Source organism: Streptococcus sp. 68 (genome assembly GCF_013277415.1).
In the GTDB taxonomy this organism is placed as follows: domain Bacteria; phylum Bacillota; class Bacilli; order Lactobacillales; family Streptococcaceae; genus Streptococcus.
In genome coordinates this window covers 48725-71668 of record NZ_VMMX01000015.1, presented here as the reverse complement: position 1 = coordinate 71668, position 22944 = coordinate 48725, and the positions used below count along the sequence as shown (strand labels likewise).

At 40.7% G+C, this 22944-nt stretch carries 15 protein-coding genes and 1 pseudogene; all 16 read left to right on the top strand.

Annotation, left to right across the window (positions count from 1 at the left end):
- The first annotated feature begins 126 nt into the window (after positions 1 to 126).
- The 16 genes and pseudogenes from HT720_RS09185 to HT720_RS09110 all read left to right on the top strand — a co-directional run bounded on the left by HT720_RS09185 (position 127) and on the right by HT720_RS09110 (position 22930).
- Positions 127 to 10419, top strand: a complete 10293-nt coding sequence (locus HT720_RS09185) for a YSIRK-type signal peptide-containing protein (RefSeq protein ID WP_173275898.1) — start codon at positions 127 to 129, stop codon at positions 10417 to 10419.
- Between the two features lie 175 nt (positions 10420 to 10594).
- Complete coding sequence (hemW, locus tag HT720_RS09180; protein ID WP_173275895.1) at positions 10595 to 11725, top strand: radical SAM family heme chaperone HemW; 1131 nt, start codon at positions 10595 to 10597, stop codon at positions 11723 to 11725.
- A gap of 4 nt (positions 11726 to 11729) precedes the next feature.
- Entirely contained in the window at positions 11730 to 12467 is a 738-nt protein-coding gene (locus HT720_RS09175) for an acyl-[acyl-carrier-protein] thioesterase (RefSeq protein WP_173275893.1), read from the top strand.
- Between the two features lie 10 nt (positions 12468 to 12477).
- Positions 12478 to 13251: a TIGR01457 family HAD-type hydrolase gene (locus HT720_RS09170; RefSeq protein WP_173275890.1), complete on the top strand. Its 774-nt coding sequence runs from the start codon at positions 12478 to 12480 to the stop codon at positions 13249 to 13251.
- The gene (locus HT720_RS09165; RefSeq protein WP_173275887.1) at positions 13241 to 13858 is read left to right on the top strand and encodes a TIGR01906 family membrane protein; all 618 of its coding nucleotides are present in this window, start codon (positions 13241 to 13243) and stop codon (positions 13856 to 13858) included. Before HT720_RS09170 ends, HT720_RS09165 begins: the two co-directional genes overlap by 11 nt.
- Before the next feature lie 210 nt (positions 13859 to 14068).
- Positions 14069 to 14470, top strand: a complete 402-nt coding sequence (locus HT720_RS09160) for a Spx/MgsR family RNA polymerase-binding regulatory protein (RefSeq protein ID WP_000631257.1) — start codon at positions 14069 to 14071, stop codon at positions 14468 to 14470.
- Positions 14470 to 14748: a UPF0223 family protein gene (locus HT720_RS09155; protein WP_173275884.1), complete on the top strand. Its 279-nt coding sequence runs from the start codon at positions 14470 to 14472 to the stop codon at positions 14746 to 14748. Before HT720_RS09160 ends, HT720_RS09155 begins: the two co-directional genes overlap by 1 nt.
- Entirely contained in the window at positions 14738 to 15511 is a 774-nt protein-coding gene (locus tag HT720_RS09150) for an inositol monophosphatase family protein (RefSeq protein WP_173275881.1), read from the top strand. Before HT720_RS09155 ends, HT720_RS09150 begins: the two co-directional genes overlap by 11 nt.
- Positions 15512 to 16816 carry an RsmF rRNA methyltransferase first C-terminal domain-containing protein gene (locus HT720_RS09145; RefSeq protein WP_173275878.1) on the top strand — a complete coding sequence of 435 codons (1305 nt, stop codon included), beginning with the start codon at positions 15512 to 15514 and terminating at the stop codon, positions 16814 to 16816.
- Positions 16817 to 17036: 220 nt separating this feature from the next.
- The gene (locus HT720_RS09140; RefSeq protein ID WP_000746323.1) at positions 17037 to 17915 is read left to right on the top strand and encodes a phosphate ABC transporter substrate-binding protein PstS family protein; all 879 of its coding nucleotides are present in this window, start codon (positions 17037 to 17039) and stop codon (positions 17913 to 17915) included.
- Positions 17915 to 18832, top strand: a pseudogene (gene pstC, locus HT720_RS09135) (phosphate ABC transporter permease subunit PstC). Before HT720_RS09140 ends, pstC begins: the two are co-directional and overlap by 1 nt.
- Positions 18822 to 19706, top strand: coding sequence for a phosphate ABC transporter permease PstA (gene pstA / locus HT720_RS09130; protein WP_173275875.1), 885 nt, complete (start codon positions 18822 to 18824; stop codon positions 19704 to 19706). Before pstC ends, pstA begins: the two are co-directional and overlap by 11 nt.
- A 10-nt stretch (positions 19707 to 19716) precedes the next feature.
- Complete coding sequence (gene pstB / locus HT720_RS09125) at positions 19717 to 20520, top strand: phosphate ABC transporter ATP-binding protein PstB (protein ID WP_020900241.1); 804 nt, start codon at positions 19717 to 19719, stop codon at positions 20518 to 20520.
- Positions 20521 to 20532: 12 nt separating this feature from the next.
- Positions 20533 to 21291: a phosphate ABC transporter ATP-binding protein PstB gene (gene pstB / locus HT720_RS09120; RefSeq protein WP_000133484.1), complete on the top strand. Its 759-nt coding sequence runs from the start codon at positions 20533 to 20535 to the stop codon at positions 21289 to 21291.
- Positions 21292 to 21302: 11 nt separating this feature from the next.
- The gene (gene phoU / locus HT720_RS09115) at positions 21303 to 21956 is read left to right on the top strand and encodes a phosphate signaling complex protein PhoU (RefSeq protein WP_000946458.1); all 654 of its coding nucleotides are present in this window, start codon (positions 21303 to 21305) and stop codon (positions 21954 to 21956) included.
- Between the two features lie 158 nt (positions 21957 to 22114).
- The gene (locus tag HT720_RS09110; RefSeq protein WP_173275871.1) at positions 22115 to 22930 is read left to right on the top strand and encodes an ABC transporter substrate-binding protein; all 816 of its coding nucleotides are present in this window, start codon (positions 22115 to 22117) and stop codon (positions 22928 to 22930) included.
- Positions 22931 to 22944: the final 14 nt, after the last annotated feature.

Here is a 22944-nt window from a genome sequence, read left to right as displayed (position 1 = left end):
TAGCTGTGATAGCTGTGATGTTATTTGCTAATAGCAATCATCATAGTGATTTTTGTAACTTAACTCTTTTTAAGGAGTTGAAGTTATAAAGATTGCTTTTTTATTATATTTTCCTTAGGAGGAGAAATGGAACACAAATCGAATTCATATAAAGTAAATCGACAGCAAGGTGAAAAGGTACTGCGCTTTTCGATTCGTAAATATAGCTTTGGTGCTGCTTCAGTAGCTGTTGCGGCATTGATGTTTTTGTCTGGGCATCAGGCTGTTCGAGTTGAGGCTGCTCAAGTTTCAGATACTACTGAAGCACCGGTTATCCCAGATAAAGAAGAGGCTCATACTGCTACAATAGTAGATTTGCCTAAAACAGAAGATTCTCTAACTACAGATAAAGAAGAAAAATCACCAAGCACAGCTGAGAATCCGGCTGAGGCTTTATCTGAGAAACTGCCTGAAACTTCAACTGAGAATGCATCTGAAAACGAGACTACTGCCCTTGATAAAGAAGTAGTTGAAAAACAAACATTAGATAAGACTAAATTACAAGCTAATATTACAAAAGTTCAAGAACTCTTGGATAAAGTCAACAAGGAAAAAGCTCCAGCTTCAACTCTTGCTGCAATCCAGGCAGATTTAGAAACAGCTAATAGTGTGCTTAATAACAATAGTCTTGAATTGACACAAGCTGAAGTAGATGCGGCAGCTAAAACGCTTAGCGATAAATTGTTTATATTATCTTCAATGCCTAAGATTGGCACTCCTGAAAAAGTAGTAAAAGAAGGCAAAAATACGATTGCTAATACTGGGTCTCGTGATTCACGTAATGGCGAAACCATGGAAGAAGGATCTGATCTTCGCTCAGCACCTATTGATAAAAATACCAAACGTGGTGAATTAGGAATCGTTGTAGCCAACTCTGGATTTATTACAGGATATGCAACACCATCTTCAAAAATTGAGATTAAGAGAAATGGTACAACTGTGCTGACTTCTAAATTAGATGACACAGGAGCCTTCAAATTAAATGCTCCAGGTATTGAAGTTGGAGATGTTGTTGAATTAGTGGTTAATGGACAGACTGTTACTACTACTACAGTAAAACAAACAGATACAGTAGCTTTTAATGATAGTTTAGCAGGAATTGCACAAGTTGATGGATATACAGCGGCAGAAGCTGATGTAGAAGTATCAATCGGCGGAAGAAAATACACAACTAGATCACAATCAAATGGATACTTCACAGTCAATGTTGATACGAACTTAATGGTAAACGATGCCGTTGTTACAACTGTTATCAAAAAGAATGGTCAAGAAGTTGGTCGTGGAACAAGTACAGTACGTAACACGAAAGTAACAGACTTCGGGGTTGGTTGGATTAAAAACCCGATGATTGATTATTCGCACCGTGATGTATTTTCTCCAGATACGAAACAATATGCATTCGTAAGTAAAGGAACTGCTGATCAAGCGTATGACAATATTCGTGCTTATCGTGAAATGCGTATTGAAAATAATGGGGATAAATATTATTATTGGATATTAGATTCAGGTCCAAGACCAAATGGACTGGCTGGTGTTTCTAAAAAAATTTCACTTGCGATTCCACGTACAGTAGGAGATCCTTATGACTTTACTTATACAAAATACCAAGATGGAAAACAGACTTTCCATAAGGATTATGCTAGTGCAACAGCATGGGAGTATGAAAACTCAACTTTTCGTGCTTATGTAAAAGATGGCGTCCGACGTTCAGGGGCGGCTTATACTGAAAATGTAGACGGATGGCTTAAATATATAAACCCAGAGGCTGGTACTAGACTGACTAATTGGAGATTTAATATTTATCGTAAAAATAGCGGAGATGGTACAGAGCCTGACAACGATGCCTTTTCTCGTGTTAGTGATATATTGGGAATTCGTAAAGATGGTCTTGAATACAATCTTGTTCGAGGTGTTATAGAAGATAGAATGAACGTAGTTGCTGGGCAACGTTCAATTATCACTTTTAAAACTAAAATTCTTGACGGAGATGACCTAAATAATAGCATTATGTCGGATTGGGGGGATAAAAACACCAATAACCCTATGCTTGACGAAATAAAAAAACGTCTAGCCAATGACCCATTCCTTGCTTATGGAGGATATACAGAGGGTGGATATAGACGCTATAGAACTGGTGAAAATGCAATTATCGGTGTATTACCGTTGAAACCAGACGAAGCAGCGAAATATGATCTTAAACCAGTATCTAAAGAGCAAACAACTAATAAAGGTGTCGTTCCACCTGCTATTAATAGTATTGCTAATACAAAAGACTTACCTGCTGGTACAACATACCGTTGGTTTAAAGATCCAGATGTATCAAGACCTACAGTACCAAATGCACCTGTGTATGGTAAAGTGGAAGTCATTATTCCAGAACGTGGAACATTTATTGTAGATGCACCTATTCATGTTACAGAGGATAAGGCAAAAACACCAGAAGCTCCATCAGCAACAGCAAAAGAAGATGGATCTGTAACAGCAAAACCACAAGATTCAACAAAAGTAGATAAAATTAAAGTTAGCTATACAGATGAAAATGGTTCTAATAAGACAGCTGAAGGAAATAAAGGTGGAAATGGAACATGGACTGTTGTGAACAATCCAGATGTTCAAATTGATGCAAACACAGGTGAAATCACAATCCCAGCTGATAAAGTCAAAGACAATACAGAAGTAACAGCAGTTACAAAAAATGGAAACAGTGATGACTCAACTCCAGCAAAAGCAACTGCAAAGACTCCAAAACCTGAAAAACCAATCTTAACTGCACCAAATAACGGTAATGTAACAGCAAAACCACAAGATTCAGCCAAAGCAGATAAAATTACAGTTACTTATAAAGACGAAGATGGAACAAATGTAACGGTAGTAGGTAATAAAGGAAATGATGGTACATGGACTGTTGTGAACAATCCAGGTGTAACTATTGATTCTAATACAGGTGAAATTACAATTCCAGCTGATAAGGTAAGAGATAATACCGTAGTAACAGCTATCACAAAAAATGGAAATAGTGTTGATTCAGACCCAGCAACAGAAACAGCAAGAGCACCAAAACCTGAAACACCAACAGTAACGGCAAAAGAAGATGGATCTGTAACAGCGAAACCACAAGATCCTGAAAAAGCAGATAAAATTACAGTCACTTACACAGGAGAAGATGATTTACCAAAAGAAGTAGTAGGAACGAAAGACAAATTTGGTCAATGGACTTCAGATGATACAGAAATCAAAATCAATGCAGACACAGGTGAAATTACAATCCCTGCTGAAAAAGTAAAAAATGAAACAGTTGTAAAAGCTATCACGAAAAACGGAACGAGTGATGATTCAGATCCTGCAACAGACAAGGCGAAAACACCAGATAATGAACCACCTATTTTAACACTATCTGCTAACAACCTAAAAGTAGTAGAAGGCGAAACTATAACATTTAGAGTAAAAGCAAAAGATGATAAAAATGTTACTTTTGAAGCGACTGAATTTTTAGCTAAATATTTTAAGAGGTACAATGTTGGAACAACAGGAGTAGTGTCGTCTAGATATGTGAAAAATACAGAAAAAGAAAAAGAAATAGAGATTACAATTAATACTATAGCTGAAGATGTTGGTAAACAAAATACAATTATATTTAACGCAACAGATGATGCAGGAAATAAAGCTACACCAGTGATTTTCTCGTTTGATGTAACACCACGAGATAAGACAGCACCAACTATTTCAGCGGGTGGAGCAACAGTTACAAGTCATGAGGAAATTACGCCAATTCCAGTAACAGCTACAGATAACGATGGCGGAGTTGGAATGCGTGAAGATACTCCAATCGAAGTAACAGGATTACCAGAGGGATTGAAATTTGAAAATAATCAAATCGTAGGAACTCCAACTGGAGCCCCAGGAGTAACAAAAGTAACGATTACAGCTTATGATAAGAATGATAATAAGGCTGAAAAAACTATTGAAATTGTAGTTAAAGGGCAAAATGAGAAGTATAACCCAGTAGGAAAAGACCAAACTGTTCCTAAAAATTCAGTACCTAAGGCAGAAGATAGTATTGCGAATAAAACTGACCTTCCACAAGGAACAAAATATCGTTGGTTAACGCCACCAGATACAAGACAAGGGGGACAAACAGTTTCTGCAATTGTTGTAGTAGAATATCCAGACCAAACAACAGATAACGTTAGTGTGAATATTACTGTGCCTACGAATTTAACAGCAGAAGTTACGAAACCAAATGAAGTTTTGGAGAAACGTGCAGTCGAATCCAAAAAAATTGTAACACCAAATAAAGAGGGTTCAACGATTGCAACACCAGATGAGGTGAATGGATTAACCGTTAATGGAGAAGGTAAATTAACTGGAATACCAAAAGTAGATGATTGGGGCAAAGACGAAGAAAAACGCGCTATCACAATTCCGGTGAAAGTTACAAATGGAACTGAAGAAATCACCGTAAATGTACCAGTTACAATTTTACGTGATACGGATGGAGATGGAGATCCAGACACTACAGATCCAGATGATGACGGTGACAAAATTATGGATGAGGAAGAAAAGAAAAAAGGAACAGATCCGAAAACTCCTGACACACCAGGAAATCCAACGTCATACGGTCTAACAGGAGTAGTGAAACCATCTACCGTTACTGAGAATACAGATGTTGATATACCAGAAGTAGTAAAACCAAATAAAGAAAACTCAACGATAGAAACACCAGCTGAAGTAAATGGCTTGAGAGTTGATAACAATGGTAAATTAACAGGAAGACCAACAGTAAACAAATGGAGTGAAGGTGAAGAAGAACGTGATATTACTATCCCAGTAAAAGTTAAGAAGGATTCGGAAGAAGTTAACGTAAGTGTACCGGTTAAAATCCAACGTGATACAGATGGAGATGGAACACCAGATGTGACAGATACAGATGATGATAACGATGGCATTTCAGATGAAGATGAAAAGAGAAATGGAACAGATCCAAAAGTAGCAAATGGTCTGACAGGAATCGTTACAGCTCCAGCTAAAGTGAAAGAGAAAACTCCAGTACCGACACCTTTACCAAAAGTAGTAACACCGAATAAATCGGATGCAACAATTGAACCATCAACTCCAGAAAATGGTTTAACAGTTAATGGAGAAGGTAAATTAGAAGGAACACCAACAGTTAATAATTGGAACGGCGGAGAAGAAGAACGCAATATCACAATTCCTGTTAAGATTACGAGAGAAAAAGAAGAAGTTACGGTACATGTTCCAGTGACAATCCAACGTGATACAGACGGAGACGGAATAGCAGATGTTGACGATCCAGATGATGATAACGATGGCATTTCAGATGAAGATGAAAAGAGAAATGGAACAAATCCAAAAGTTGCAGATGGTCTAAAAGTAGCAGTTACAAAACCGAATGTAGTGCTGGAGAAAAAAGAAGTTACTCCAAAAGAAGTTGTCACACCAAATAAAAAGGGCGCAACAATTACAACTACTACAACAGATAATTCAGGAAAAGTAAATGGTCTGACTGTTAATGGAGAAGGTAAATTAACAGGTACACCAACAGTTGACGATTGGGGTAATGATGAAGAAAAAAATATCACAATTCCAGTTACAGTAACGAAAGACGTTGAAAAAGTAACGGCAAATGGTAAAGAAACTGTTACAGAAACTGTTACCGATGAAGTTCCAGTCACAATCCAACGTGATACAGATGGAGATGGAACACCAGACGTTTTAGATTCAGATGATGATAATGATGGAATTCCAGATGAAGTGGAGAAAAGAAATAATACAAATCCAAAAGTTCCTGATAATCTAACAGCAATAGTTGCGAAACCTGAAAAAGTTAAAGAGAACAAACCAGTTACTCCAACAACCGTCGTAACACCAAATATGCCAAATTCGACTATTACGACAGATAATCCAGATGGATCGGTGAATGGCTTAAAAGTCAATAATGAAGGTAAGCTAGAAGGAACACCGGCAGTAAATAATTGGAAAAAAGATGAGGAAGAACGTAATATCTTAATTCCGGTTAAAGTTACGAATGGTGGAAAAGAAACTGTTGTAAAAGTTCCAGTTATTATCCAACGTGATACAGATGGAGATGGAATCCCAGATGTTGATGATACAGATGATGATAACGATGGAATCCCAGACACTGTAGAGGATACAAATGGAACAGATCCAAAAGTTGCAAATGACTTAGAAGTGGTAGTTACAAATCCAGACAAAGTCAAGGAGAAAAAACCAGTTACTCCAACGAAAGTTGTAACACCGAATAAAGAAGGTTCAACAATTGTAACAAATCCAACAGATGGAACAGGACAAGTGAACGGTCTAAAAGTCAATGATAAAGGTGAACTAGAAGGAAGACCAACAGTAAATGACTGGGGTAAAGATGAAGAAGAACGCCCTATCGACATTCCGGTTAAAGTCACTAAAGTTGTAGAAAAATTCACAGAAAATGGTAAAAAAGAAGTACCGGAAGTAATAGAAAAGACAGTTACAGTTACAATCCAACGTGATACAGATGGAGACGGCGATCCAGATGTTACAGATAAAGATGATGATAACGATGGAATTCCAGATGAGGTTGAAAAAGCGAATGGAACAGATCCGAAAAATGCAAACAACCTAACTGCAAAAGTTTCAGATCCAACTAAAGTTACAGAGAAGACAAAAGTTCCTTCAACATTACCGAGAGTTGTAACACCGAATAAAGACGGTTCAACAATTACAACAGAAAACCCAGTCAATGGATTAAGTGTTGATAAAGATGGTAAATTAACAGGAAGACCAAGCGTACCTAATTGGGGTAGTGATGAAGAACGTAAAGTAAACATTCCAGTTAAAGTGAAGAATGGGGATGAAGAAATACGTGTAGAAGTACCAGTTATTATCCAACGTGATACAGATGGAGATGGAGATCCAGATGTTACAGATACGGATGATGATAATGATGGAATTTCAGATGAGGAAGAAAAGAAAAACGGAACAAATCCAAAAGTTGCTACAACACAAACTCCTGAGATAGGAATTGCTCGTAAGGACAATGGTGATGTAGTAGTAACACCAACTAAACCAGGCGGAAAACTGTACCCTAAAGATACGAAGGTAGAAATTCCAGGAGAAAATGGAACAACAATCGTAGTAACGATAGGTGAAGAAGGTTTTGGAATAGTGCCAAATGATCAACTTCCAAAAGCAGAATTACCAGGACAGGGTGTCGTAACAGAGCCAAATAAAGAACCATCAAAACCAGTAGACGTAACAACACCAGCGCGTAAGACACCAACGGTAGAGTTGACTCAAAATCCAAGCACTGGAGATGTTACAGTAACACCGAAGAAAATAGATGGCTCAAACTATCCTACAGGAACTACGGTAACAATCCCAGGCAAAGATGGGAAAACGATTGATGTAGTAATCGGTGAAAATGGTTCAGGTACAGTTGCAAATGGTGATTTACCAGAAAGAGATGTACCAGGAACAGCTATCATTAAAGAACCAAATCAAAAACCGTCGCAACCAGTGGATATTACAACACCAGCTAAAAAGGTACCAACATTACAATTAGACCAAGATCCAAAAACTGGAGATGTCACAGTAACACCGAAAAAACCAGATGGAACAACATATCCACCAGGAACTACGGTAGAAATTCCAGGTAAAAATGGAAATCCAATCACTGTAACAATTGGAAAAGATGGTACAGGAACAGTTCCTAATAATGATTTACCAGAAACAGATACTCCAGGAACAGGTAAGATTAAAGAAGATGGTAAACCAGAGGTAGAGATTAAGGTAGAAACACCGAAAAAAATTGACCCTACTGCGCCAGAAACGGCAGAATTAGGTACAATTGAAATCACAAGAAAACCAAATGGAGATGCTGTAGTTACACCTAAGACCACAGATGGAAAAAATTATCCTAAAGATACTAAAGTGAAAATTCCAGGAGAAAATGGAACAAGCATCGTAGTAACAATAGGAGAAAATGGTTCAGGAGAAGTACCGAATGACCAACTTCCAAAATATGAAGTAGAAGGAAAAGGAACAGTAACAGAACCGAATAAGAAGCCATCACAACCAGTGGCTGTAACAACACCAGCTCGTAAGATACCAACAGTGGAAATGGAACAAAATCCAAACACAGGAGATGTAACGGTAACACCGAAGAAACCAGATGGAACAGCATATCCACCAGGAACGAGGGTAGAAATTCCAGGAAAAGATGGAAAAACTATTGAAGTAACACTTGACAAAGATGGCAAAGGTACAGTTCCGAATAATGATTTACCTGATGAGGATACTCCAGGAACAGGTAAGATTAAAGAAGATGGTAAACCAGAGGTAGATGTTAAGGTAGAAACACCGAAAAGAATCAATCCAAATCATCCAGCGACGGAACAACCAACTGAAATCGACATCACAAGAAACCCAAATGGAGATGCCGTAGTTACACCTAAGAAACCAGATGGAACACCATATCAAGCAGGAACGACTGTGAAAATTCCAGGAGAAAATGGAACACCTATTGTTGTAACAATCGGAAAAGATGGTTTTGGAATAGTTCCGAATGACAAACTTCCTAAAGATGAAGTGCCAGGAAAAGGAACAGTAACAGAGCCAGGAGCTAGACCATCACAACCAGTGGATGTGATAACACCTGCTCGCAAACCATCAGTGATACGTTTGGATCAAGATCCAAAAACTGGAGATGTAACAGTGATTCCTATGAAACCAGATGGTTCAACATACCCGCCAGGAACGAAGGTAGAAATTCCAGGTAAGAATGGTAATCCAATTGTAGTAGAAATCGGACAAGGTGGAAAAGGAACAGTTCCAAATAACGACTTACCAGATGGAAATGTACCTGGAACAGGTAAGATTACAGAACCAGGAAAACCAACTACGGAAGCTCAGGTGCTAACACCAGGTAAAATCAATCCACTTGCTCCTCAAACAGAGCAACCAGGTAAGATTGAAATTACAAGAAATCCAAATGGAGATGCAGTAGTTACACCTAAAAAACCAGATAAAACAACATATCCATCAGGAACTAAGGTTGTGATTCCAGGAGAAAATGGAACATCAATTATTGTAACCATTGGAGATAAGGGATCAGGAACAGTTCCAAACGATAAACTTCCAAAAGAAGATATTACAGGAAAAGGAATTGTAACGGAGCCGAATAAGAAACCGTCACAACCAGTAGCTGTAACGACACCTGCTCGTAAGACTCCAACAGTAGAGCTGACACAAGATCCAGCTACAGGAAATGTCACCGTCACACCGAAAAAACCAGATGGTTCAACATATCCACCAGGAACTACGGTAGAAATTCCAGGGAAAGATGGCAAACCAATCGTTGTACCAATTGGAAATGATGGAACAGGAACAGTTCCAAATAATGATTTACCTGATGAAGATACTCCAGGGACAGGTAGGATTAAGGAACCAGGTAAGCCAACAGTTGAAGTGAAGGTAGAGACGCCTGGGAAAATTGATCCTACTGCGCCAGAAACGGCAGAATTAGGTACAATTGAAATCACAATAAAACCAAATGGAGATGCTGTAGTTACACCTAAGACCACAGATGGAAAAAATTATCCTAAAGATACTAAAGTGAAAATTCCAGGAGAAAATGGAACATCTATAGTAGTGACAATTGGAAAAGATGGCTCAGGAACAGTTCCAAATGACCAACTTCCAAAAGAAGCTAAACCAGGAAAAGGAACCGTAACAGAACCAGGTAAGAAACCATCTAATCCGGTGGATGTAACAACCCCAGCTCGTAAGACACCAACAGTAGAGTTGGATCAAAATCCAAATACAGGGGATGTGACGGTAACACCTAAGAAACCAGATGGAACACTATATCCAGAAAATACTAAGGTAGAAATACCAGGTAAGAATGGTAAACCTATCGTCGTAATAATTGGAAAAGACGGAAAAGGAACTATACCTAATAAAGATTTACCAGATGGAATAGAACCAGGAAAAGGCACGATTACGGAACCAGGAAAAGATCCTGTAGAAGTAATTGTAACAACCCCAGCCCGTAAGACACCAACAGTAGTATTGGAACCAAATCCTCAGACAGGTGTTGTTACAGTCACACCTGCTACTAATGGAAATTCTGGTCAAGATACACCTGTGCCTACGCCTGCACCAACAACTCCAACTCCAAATGCAGTTACTCCGAATGCAGATCAGGTAGATACTAAGACTACTGATAATGGAGCTAAGTCAAATGATTCTCAAAATGTATTACCCAATACAGGAACAGAATCAAATGCGACTCTTGCATCTCTAGGACTTCTTGGTATGCTAGGCGGTCTCGGACTTGCTCTTAGAAAGAAAAAAGAAGACTAAAAATTTAGTCAAATGAACATTTATCCTTTTGTGTTTTAACAACGAACTAGATTGATTCTGATAGTTGTGTTATCCATAAAATACAAAGAATGTTTAGATAAAGAAAGCGAACAATGCTAGGATTTTGTTAAACGGAATTCTAAGTATTGTTCGCTTTTGTGGTATAATAAGTACTATGCAGAAAAAACCAACGTCAGCCTATGTGCACATCCCGTTTTGTACCCAGATTTGTTATTACTGTGACTTTTCAAAAGTTTTTATCAAGAATCAACCAGTCGACAGCTATTTAGAGCATCTATTAGAAGAGTTTCAATCTTATGATATTCAAAAGTTGAGAACCCTCTATATCGGTGGTGGGACACCAACAGCTTTGTCAGCTCCGCAACTGGAGGTATTGCTGGATGGCTTGACTAAAAACTTGGACTTGTCTGCCTTGGAAGAGTTGACCATTGAAGCCAATCCGGGCGACTTGGACGCGGATAAGATAGCCGTTTTGAAAAACTCGGCTGTTAATCGTGTTTCGCTAGGTGTGCAGACCTTTGATGACAAGATGCTGAAAAAGATTGGGCGCAGTCATTTGGAGAAGGATATTTATGAAAATATCGACCGTCTGAAATTGGCTGGTTTTGACAACATCTCCATTGATTTGATTTATGCGCTGCCTGGTCAGACCATGGAGCAGGTCAAGGAAAATGTGGCTAAGGCCATTGGACTGGATATTCCCCACATGAGTCTGTATAGCTTGATTTTAGAAAACCATACGGTCTTTATGAATCGGATGCGGCGAGGAAAATTACCTCTGCCTAAGGAGGAGCTGGAGGCTGAGATGTTTGAGTACATCATCGCAGAGCTGGAGCGAGCTGGTTTTGAGCATTATGAGATTTCCAATTTCTCAAAGCCTGGTTTTGAAAGTCGCCACAATCTCATGTACTGGGACAATGCTGAGTACTATGGCATCGGTGCTGGGGCATCTGGTTATGTCAATGGTATTCGATATAAAAATCATGGTCCCATTCGTCATTATCTCAGTGCGGTTGAGGAAGGCAATGCTCGCATCACAGAAGAGCACCTGAGTCAAAAGGAGCAAATGGAAGAGGAAATGTTCTTGGGTCTCCGCAAGAAATCAGGAGTCTCCATGGCGCGATTTGAGGAAAAATTTGGCCAGTCTTTTGAAGGAATTTATGGAAAAATTGTCAGAGACTTGGTTCAACAAGGTCTCATGCAAATAGAGGGTGACCGAGTTCGCATGACAAAGAGAGGTCTCTTTTTGGGAGACACCGTAGCAGAACGATTTATTTTGGAGTAGGATGATGGGCTTAACTTATCAAATGAAAATGAAGATTCCTTTTGATATGGCTGATATGAACGGTCATATCAAGCTTCCAGATGTGATTTTGCTATCCCTGCAAGTTTCAGGGATGCAGTCGATTGAACTGGGAGTTAGTGATAAGGCCATTTTGGAAGACTATAATCTGGTCTGGATTATCGTAGAATATGATATTGAGGTGGTTCGTTTGCCTCGTTTTGCGGAAGAAATTACCATCGAAACGGAAGCCTTGAGCTACAATCGACTTTTTTGCTACCGTCGCTTTACTATTTATAATGAAGCGGGGCAGGAGCTCATCCATATGATGGCGACTTTTGTTCTCATGGACCGCGACAGTCGAAAAGTCCATGCTGTTGAACCTGAGATTGTGGCTCCTTACCAGTCTGATTTTGATAAAAAACTTATCCGTGGACCGAAGTATGAGTCCTTGGAAGAGCCAATCAGCAAGGATTACCATGTTCGTTTTTACGACTTGGATATGAATGGTCATGTCAATAACAGTAAATACTTGGACTGGATTTTTGAGGTCATGGGAGCGGATTTTTTGACCCACTATATTCCCAAGAAAATCAACCTCAAGTACGTCAAGGAAGTTCGACCAGGTGGGGTGATTACATCGGCTGTTGAACGGACTGGACTGGAAAGCAAGCATGAGATCACAAGCGACGGTGCTACCAATGCCCAAGCTATCATCACTTGGCAAGAAATGAAGAAGGATTAGGGAGAAATAGATGAAATATAAAGGCTATTTAATTGATTTAGACGGAACCATTTATAAGGGGAAAGACAGAATTCCAGCAGGAGAGGCTTTCGTTCATGAGTTACAGAAACGAAATATTCCCTATCTGTTTGTGACTAACAATACAACCCGCACTCCAGAGAGTGTTCAGGAGATGTTGGCTCAGAATTTTAATATCGATACGCCCCTATCGACTGTCTACACAGCGACTTTAGCGACTATCGACTATATGAATGACTTGGGGCTTGAAAAGACCGTCTATGTCATCGGAGAATCAGGGCTCAAGGAAGCCATCAAGGCGGCTGGTTATGTAGAAGACAAGGAAAATCCTGCCTATGTGGTAGTAGGTCTGGACTGGCAAGTTGACTATGAAAAATTTGCGACAGCAACTCTAGCTATCCAAAAGGGAGCTCACTTTATCGGAACCAACCCTGACCTCAACATCCCGACAGAACGCGGTCTTTTGCCTGGTGCTGGTTCACTGATTACCCTGCTTGAAGTAGCGACACGAGTGAAGCCGGTTTATATCGGAAAACCCAATGCCATCATTATGGACAAGGCGGTTGAGCACTTAGGCTTGGAACGTGAAGAGTTAATCATGGTTGGGGACAATTATTTGACTGATATCCGGGCTGGAATTGACAATGGCATTCCAACGCTCCTAGTAACGACTGGTTTTACTGAGGAAGAAGAAGTAGCAGACCTGCCAATTGCACCGACACATGTGGTTTCTAGCCTTGCGGAGTGGGATTTTGATGAAAACTAAACTGACCTTTTGGGCCTCTATGCTCTTTCTCCTCTCCCTCTCAATCCTTCTGACCATTTATTTGGCTTGGGTTTTCTATCCGCTGGAGATCAAGTGGCTAAACTTAACAAATCGAGTCTATCTAAAACCAGAAACCATTCAATACAATTTTCATATCTTGATGAATTATCTGACCAATCCATTTAGTCAGGTCCTAGAGATGCCAGATTTTCGTTCGTCAGCAGCTGGTCTGCACCACTTTGCAGTGGTCAAGAACCTCTTTCACTTGGTACAGCTAGTTGCCCTAGTGACACTGCCAAGTTTTTACGTCTTTGTCAAAGGGATTGTGAAAAAGGGCTTCTTGTCTCTATTTAGTAAAGGGCTTTTGGCTCTAGTGGTTTTGCCTTTACTGATTGGGCTTGGGGGAGTGTTGATTGGTTTTGACCAATTCTTTACTATGTTCCATCAAATTCTCTTTGTGGGAGATGATACCTGGCTTTTTGATCCAGCCAAGGATCCAGTGATTCTGATTTTACCAGAGACCTTTTTCCTTCATGCCTTCCTCCTCTTTTTTGCCCTCTATGAGAGCTTCTTCGGCTATCTTTATCTGAAAAGTCGTAGGAAGTGAAACGAAAGATGTTCTTAATTTGTATATATAAAATTGTATATGATTCGAAACTATCGTTAAGAGTGAATTAACTAATTCAAAAATGTATTAATCGTTCGCAAACAGTCTATTTTTCTTGAAAAAATAGGCTTTTTTTCTAAAAATCTCTAGTCAAGCGCTTTATTTTTTTGTATAATAGAGGTAGCAAAGTATAGATAAGAAGAGAAAAGCATGATTACACTATTTCTATCACCGAGCTGTACATCATGTCGTAAGGCGAAGGCCTGGTTAGAGAAACATAAGGTACCTTTTGTGGAACACAATATCATGACCAGCCCTTTAACAAGAAAAGAATTGCAACACATCCTTTCCTTGACCGAAAATGGTACTGATGACATCATTTCAACTCGTTCAAAAATTTTTCAAAAATTAGATATTGATGTAGAAAGTATTTCGGTATCAGAATTGCTTCATTTGATTGAGCAGTATCCTAGTCTTTTGCGTCGTCCAATTATTATCGATGCCAAACGTATGCAGATCGGTTTTAATGAAGATGAGATTCGTGCTTTTCTCCCTCGTAGTTACCGTAAGCAAGAACTAAAAGAAGCAAGAATGAGAGCTGGTATTAGTTAATGAACAAACAGTATAGTTACCCACTAGATTTGTCGTGGAGCACTGAAGAACTTGCTTCAGTGCTTTCTTTTTTTAATGATGTTGAAGCTGCCTATGAAGGCAAGGTAGAGGCCAAAAAGTTACTGGACTCCTATAAGGGATTCAAATTGGTTGTGCCAAGCAAGAGTGAAGAGAAACGTTTGGGACGAGAATTTGAAATAGTGAGTGGTTATTCGCTTTACCGAGCAGTTCAGGCGGCTAAGGAAAAAGGGGAAGGAAAGATTTCTCTTGGAAAGTAAGTTTGAATTTGCCAAAGAGCTAATTAAGAAAGCAGGCCAGTACATCCTTGACCACATGCAGGAAGACTTGTGTGTTGAGATCAAGTCCTCTCCAACAGATTTGGTGACCAGACTGGACAAGGAAGTTCAGGAGCTATTGGTTGGTGAGATTTTGTCTCGTTATCCTGAGGATAAGATTTGTGCTGAAGAGGGCTGTTTGCGAGCTTCAGTTCAAGAGGGCAAGGTTTGGATCATTGATCCCATTGATGGTACCAATAATTTTGTAGCCCAGCAGGAAGATTTTGCTGTCATGATGGCTTATTTTGAAAATGGTCAGGGACAGTTTGGACTGATTTATGATGTGGTCAAGGGGGATTGTTATCACGGTGGTGGGGAATTTCCGGTTTGCCGAAACGATCAGCCCCTAGCTCCTTTTAAAACTAAACCACTTGGAGATTTTCTCATTGCAGGAAATAGTGGTATGTTGGAAACCAATGAATGGGGCTTGGCTGATTTGAGTCGAGCGGTCCTCGGTGTTCGTGTTTATGGGAGTGCGGCTATTAGTTTTGCCAAGATTTTGTCAGGGCGTTTGTTGACCTATGTCACTTATCTGCAACCATGGGATTATGCTGCGGCTAGTATTTTAGGGGAAAGTCTGGGCTATGAGGTTGTGACTCTTTCTGGTGAAGCTCCTGATTTTCAAACCAGACAACCGGTCATGATGCTACCTCTTGAGATGCAGGAGGAAATTCAGTCCTATATTTACGAAAGGAAAAGAACTTAAATGCAATTTCCAGAAGGATTTGTTGAAAAATATGAAGAGATACTAGGAGATGAGGCAAGAGATTTTCTTGCCTCTTTTGAGGAGGAAGCGGTTTCGGCTTTTCGGGTCAATCCTTTAAAAGAAGCACCAGTTTCCTTTCCTGATGCTATTCCTCAAACCCCTTGGGGCCACTATGGGAAGGTTTCAGGGAAATCGCCTGAGCATGCTACAGGTCTAGTTTATTCGCAAGAACCCGCTGCTCAGATGGTGGCTCAAGTAGCCCAGCCCAGTCCTGGAATGAAGGTCTTGGACTTGGCTGCTGCACCGGGAGGTAAATCAACTCAGCTGGCAGCCTATCTAGCAGGGGAGGGTCTCCTTGTCTCCAATGAAATTTCAAGCAAACGGGCTAAGATTTTGGTAGAAAACATGGAGCGCTTTGGAGCGACAAATGTCGTGGTGACCAATGAATCTGCTGACCGCTTGGCCAAGGTCTTTAAAGGCTATTTTGACTTAATCGTTCTTGATGCCCCTTGCTCTGGTGAAGGGATGTTTCGTAAGCAACCAGATGCTATGGACTATTGGAGCGTAGATTATCCGAGTCAATGTGCTAGTTTGCAAAGAGAAATTCTAGCGGATGCGGTGACCATGCTAGCTGAAGGTGGTCGTCTGGTTTATTCAACCTGTACCTGGGCTCCTGAGGAAAACGAGGAGATTGTCAATTGGTTGCTGGAAGAGTATGATTTTGATTTGCTGCCAGTAGAGCATATCAATGGAATGGTAGCTGGTATTGACCTGCCAGAAACGGCTCGGATGTATCCTCATCATTTTAAGGGAGAGGGTCAGTTTGTAGCCCATCTACAGTTTAAGGGTGACAATCCAGCACCTAAATGTAAGGCAAGTAAGAGTAATCTCAGCCGTGAACAAGTTACTTTGTGGCAGGAATTTGCCCAAAAACATTTGAAGGTCAATCTAAGGGGTATCTTGCAGACTTTTGGAGACCAACTCTATCTCCTGCCAGAACTTTTGCCAGATTTAGGGAAACTCAAGATTGCTCGGAATGGACTGCATCTGGGTACCTTTAAGAAGAAACGCTTTGAGCCTAGTTTTGCTCTTGGTCTAGCCTTGAAACCGAGTCAGGTCAAGCAGTCGGTTGAAATTGACCAAGAAGCGTTTGTAAAGTATGTCGCTGGAGAAACCGTTCAGCTGGTGGAAAGTCTGCCAAATGGTTGGTACCAAGTTTTAGTTCAAGGAAATGGTTTGGGCTTTGCTAAGGTGACTGAAAATATTTTGAAAAATTATTTTCCAAAAGGCCTCAGATTCAAGTGAAAATGCTAGTCAAAGTAGCTTGTCTATGTTATAGTGGAAGTATGGATTTTTTTCAAATTATCTTTCATTTTAAGTCAAAATTGGCGGAGAAGGCAACTGAGCAAATTTCTAGTAAAACTAAGCTAGTAACTTCAGTTGGCTCCCTATTTTCAAAAGAAAAATATAAATAAATAGTTGAAAAAATTCACAGCATTCACCATTATTTTCAAGGAGAAAAACAGTGAAAAAAAGGAAAAAACTCGCTCTATCCCTTGCAGCTCTTTTGCTGGCAGGTTCTTTAGCGGGATGTGCTAGCTGGATTGATCGTGGAGAATCCATGACAGCTGTTGGCTCAACGGCTCTTCAGCCCTTGGTCGAAGCAGCAGCAGATGAATTTGGCTCTTTGCACGTTGGAAAAACAGTTAACGTTCAAGGTGGAGGATCTGGTACAGGTCTGTCTCAGGTTCAGTCTGGAGCCGTTGATGTAGGAAATTCAGACGTATTTGCCGAGGAAAAAGACGGTATCAACGCATCCGCTCTAGTGGACCACAAGGTTGCTGTAGCGGGCTTGGCAGTCATTGTAAATAAGGAAGTTGATGTTGAAAATCTGACAACTGAACAACTCCGTAGCATCTTCACAGGCCAAGTAACCAACTGGAAAGAAGTCGGTGGGAAAGACCTAGCCATTTCCATTATTAACCGCGCGGCAAGTTCTGGTTCGCGTGCAACCTTTGATAGTGTTATCATGGATGGCCAATCTGCCGTGCAGAGTCAAGAACAGGATTCAAATGGGATGGTCAAAAACATTGTTTCCCAGACACCAGGAGCCATTTCTTATCTAGCTTTTGCCTATGTGGATGACTCGGTGAAACGCATGAAGTTGAATGGCTATGAGCCGATTGCAGAAAATGTTACAAGTAATAACTGGCCTTTGTGGTCTTACGAACACATGTATACCCTAGGTCAACCAAATGAATTGGTGGCAGAATTTCTTAACTTTGTCCTCTCAGATGAAGCGCAAAGCGGAATCGTTAAGGGAATGGGCTATATTTCTGTTAAGGAAATGAAGGTTGAAAAAGATGCTGTCGGAACGGTGACAGCGCTAGAAGGGAGTCACTAATGAATCAAGAAGAATTAGCTAAAAAATTACTTTCTCCCTCAAAGAACTCTCGTTTAGAGAAATTAGGAAGAGGCTTGACTTTTGCCTGTCTATCTTTGATCGTCATCATTGTGGCCATGATTTTGATTTTTGTAGCTCAAAAAGGCTTGTCGACCTTCTTTGTAAATGGGGTTAATATCTTTGATTTCCTATTTGGCCAAACTTGGAATCCTTCAGGTAAACAATTTGGTGCCCTTCCCATGATTTTGGGTTCCTTTATTGTCACAATCCTATCAGCCCTTATCGCAACTCCTTTTGCTATTGGTGCGGCAGTCTTTATGACCGAAGTCTGACCAAAAGGTGCTAGAATCTTGCAACCAGCTATTGAATTGCTGGTCGGAATTCCTTCCGTCGTGTATGGATTTATCGGTTTGCAGGTCGTAGTTCCTTTTGTCCGTAGTGTCTTTGGTGGAACTGGTTTTGGAATCTTGTCAGGGATTTTTGTTCTCTTTGTCATGATTTTACCGACAGTAACCTTTATGACAACGGACAGCTTGCGTGCGGTGCCTCGTCACTACCGCGAAGCTAGTTTGGCTATGGGAGCCACTCGTTGGCAAACCATCTGGCGCGTGACCTTGAAGGCAGCGCGTTCAGGAATTTTTACAGCAGTGGTCTTTGGGATGGCGCGTGCCTTTGGTGAAGCTCTAGCCATTCAGATGGTGGTTGGAAACTCAGCCGTTGTCCCAACTTCACTAACAACACCTGCTGCGACCTTGACCTCTGTGTTGACCATGGGTATCGGAAATACCGTTATGGGAACCGTTGACAATAACGTTCTCTGGTCACTGGCCTTAGTCTTGCTCTTGATGAGTTTGGCCTTCAACAGTGTGATTAAATTGATTACGAAAGAAAGAGGAAAGAAAAACTATGCACGCTAAGAAATTAGATAAAATTGCAACAGCTGTCCTCTACTCGATTGCAGGAATTATCGTTGCCATCTTGGCATCCTTGATTCTTTATATCTTGGTTCGTGGTTTGCCCCACATCTCTTGGTCTTTCTTGACTGGTAAATCATCTTCTTACCAAGCAGGTGGAGGGATTGGAATTCAGCTCTATAATTCCTTCTTCCTCTTGGTCATCACCTTGATTATCTCTGTTCCTTTATCTATGGGGGCTGGGATTTTCCTAGCTGAATATGCCAAGAAAGGTCCTGTGACCAATTTTGTCAGAACCTGTATTGAAATATTGTCTTCACTGCCATCAGTGGTTGTGGGTCTCTTTGGTTACTTGATCTTTGTAGTTCAGTTTGAGTATGGATTTTCAATTATTTCAGGTGCCTTGGCCTTGACAGTCTTTAACTTGCCTCAGATGACTCGTAATGTCGAGGACAGTTTGAAACACGTTCACCATACGCAACGTGAGGCCGGCTTGGCCCTTGGAATTTCTCGTTGGGAGACAGTTGTCCATGTGGTCATTCCAGAAGCTTTTCCAGGTATTGTGACTGGGGTCGTCTTGGCCTCTGGTCGTATCTTTGGTGAGGCTGCGGCTCTTATCTATACAGCAGGACAATCCGCTCCAGCCCTTGACTGGTCTAATTGGAATATTCTCAGTGTGACAAGCCCAATCTCTATCTTCCGTCAAGCAGAAACCTTGGCTGTCCACATTTGGAAAGTTAATAGTGAAGGAACCATTCCTGATGGCACCATTGTATCAGCAGGTTCTGCAGCCGTGCTCCTCATCTTTATCCTCATCTTTAACTTTGGAGCTCGCAAACTCGGAAGCTACCTACATAAGAAATTAACCGCTGCCTAAAGGAGAAGCCATGTCAAAATATAATTGGGATGAAAAGCATATCATCACCTTTCCTGAAGAGAAAGTGGCCCTCTCTACTAAGGATTTACATGTTTACTACGGTAAAAAAGAATCCATCAAGGGCATCGATATGCAATTTGAAAAAAATAAAATCACGGCCTTAATTGGCCCATCTGGTTCAGGAAAATCAACCTACCTCCGCAGTCTCAACCGTATGAATGATACCATTGATATTGCCAAGGTAACAGGTCAAATCCTCTACCAAGGGATTGATGTTAACCGTCCAGAAATCAACGTCTATGAGATGCGTAAGCACATTGGAATGGTTTTCCAACGACCAAATCCTTTTGCCAAGTCAATTTACCGTAATATTACCTTTGCGCATGAACGTGCAGGGGTTAAGGACAAGCAAGTCTTGGATGAAATTGTGGAAACCTCTCTTCGTCAGGCTGCCCTTTGGGACCAGGTCAAAGACGATTTACACAAGTCAGCCTTGACCCTATCAGGTGGTCAGCAACAGCGTCTTTGTATCGCTCGTGCTATCTCTGTTAAACCAGATATCCTCTTGATGGATGAGCCGGCATCAGCCTTGGATCCGATTGCGACAGCTCAGCTGGAAGAAACCATGCTGGAATTGAAGAAGGACTTTACCATCATCATCGTGACACACAGTATGCAGCAGGCTGCGCGTGCTAGTGATTACACAGGATTTTTCTACTTGGGTGACTTGATCGAGTATGATAAGACCTCTAATATTTTCCAAAATGCCAAACTACAGTCAACCAATGACTACGTAACAGGACACTTTGGATAGAAAGGAAACAGTATGACAGAAGCGATTTTACAGGTGTCAGACCTGTCCGTTTACTACAATCAAAAAAAGGCCTTGAATAGTGTTTCCCTATCTTTCCAACCTAAGGAAATTACAGCCTTGATCGGTCCATCTGGATCAGGGAAGTCAACCCTCCTCAAGGCTATCAACCGCATGGGGGATCTCAATCCAGAGGTTACTACAACTGGTTCGGTGGTTTACAACGGCCACAACATTTACAGCCCGCGTACAGATACAGTTGAATTGCGGAAGGAAATCGGTATGGTTTTCCAACAACCCAACCCTTTCCCTATGTCTATCTACGAAAATGTTGTCTATGGTCTTCGTATCAATGGAGTGAAGGACAAGCAGGTTCTGGATGAAGCGGTAGAAAAAGCCCTACAACGAGCTTCTATCTGGGATGAGGTCAAGGATCGCCTGCATGATTCAGCTATCGGGCTTTCAGGTGGACAACAGCAACGTGTCTGTGTTGCCCGTGTCTTGGCAACCAGTCCTAAAATCATCCTCTTGGATGAACCGACTTCAGCCTTGGACCCTATCTCGGCCGGTAAGATTGAGGAAACCTTGTATGGTCTAAAAGATAAATACACCATGCTCTTGGTTACGCGTTCTATGCAACAAGCCTCTCGTATCTCTGACAAGACAGGATTTTTCCTAGATGGAGATTTGATCGAGTTTAATGATACCAAGAAGATGTTCCTAAACCCACAACACAAGGAAACAGAAGATTATATTTCAGGAAAATTTGGATAAGGAGATAAATGATGTTACGTTCTCAATTTGAGGAAGATTTAGAGAAATTGCACAACCAGTTCTATGCTATGGGACAAGAAGTGCTATCCCAAATCAATCGTACAGTGCGTGCCTTTGTTACGCATGACCGTGATTTGGCCAAGGAAGTCATCGAAGACGATGCAGAAGTAAACGAATACGAAGTGAAATTGGAGAAGAAATCATTTGAAATGATTGCCCTCCAACAACCGGTTTCTCAGGACTTGCGTACTGTTTTGACAGTCTTGAAGGCTGTATCTGACTTGGAACGTATGGGGGACCATGCCGTTTCCATTGCCAAAGCGGCAATTCGTATGAAGGGGGAGCAACGCATCCCAGCTGTTGAAGAAGAAATCAAGAGAATGGGGCGCGATGTCAAGAATTTCGTCGAAGCAGCCCTTGAACTCTATCTGAATGGTTCAGTAGACCAGGCCTACGAAGTAGCAGCCATGGATGAAAAAATCAATCATTACTTTGATAGCATTCGTGACTTGGCTACAGAAGAAATCAAGAAAAATCCAGATGCCATCGTTACAGGTCGTGATTACTTCCAAGTGATTGCCTTCTTGGAACGTATTGGAGACTATGCTAAAAATATCTGTGAATGGGTTGTTTACTTTGAAACAGGTAAGATTGTCGAACTATAAAACAGGTTCATTCTGTATAAAAAGGAGCTGGAAATCAACTGACGGCTCCTTTTATTGAATGAAAAAAATATTTTTAAGATAAAAATTCAAAAAAGCACTTGACAAGTAGCTTGAATAGCGTTATAATTATACAAAATTAACAGAGAGGTTGTTTATTTATGAAGTCAAAAAAATGGATATTTGTTTTATGTAGTTTTCTTGCAAGTTTTTTCTTAGTAGCTTGCCAGTCGGGTTCTAATGGTTCTCAGTCAGCTATTGAGGCCATTAAGCAAAAGGGGAAATTAGTTGTGGCGACTAGTCCTGACTATGCACCCTTTGAGTTCCAATCATTGGTTGACGGAAAAAATCAGGTAGTAGGTGCGGATATTGATATGGCCCAAGCTATCGCTGATGAACTTGGGGTGAAGTTGGAAATTTCAAGCATGAGTTTTGATAATGTCTTGACTAGTCTTCAAACTGGGAAGGCTGACCTAGCAGTTGCGGGAATTAGCGCTACTGACGAGAGAAAAGAAGTCTTTGATTTTTCAATCCCTTACTATGAAAACAAGATTAGTTTCTTGGTTCGTAAGGCTGATGTAGAAAAATACAAGGATTTAACTAGCCTTGAAAGTGCTAATATTGCAGCCCAAAAAGGGACTGTTCCAGAAGCTATGGTCAAGGAACAATTGCCAAAAGCTCAATTGACTTCCCTAACCAATATGGGTGAAGCAGTCAATGAATTGCAGGCTGGAAAAGTAGATGCTGTTCACATGGATGAGCCAGTTGCCCTTAGCTACGCTGCTAAAAATACCGACCTAGCTGTCGCAACTGTCAGCTTGAAGATGAATGACGGCGAAGCTAATGCAGTTGCCCTTAGAAAAAATAGTGCTGATTTGAAAGAAGTGGTGGACAAGGTCATCCAAAAACTCAAGGATGACGGTACCTACCAAAAATATCTTGAAAAAGCAGCAAGCCTAACAGAAGTTGAAGAATAATACTCAATGAAAAT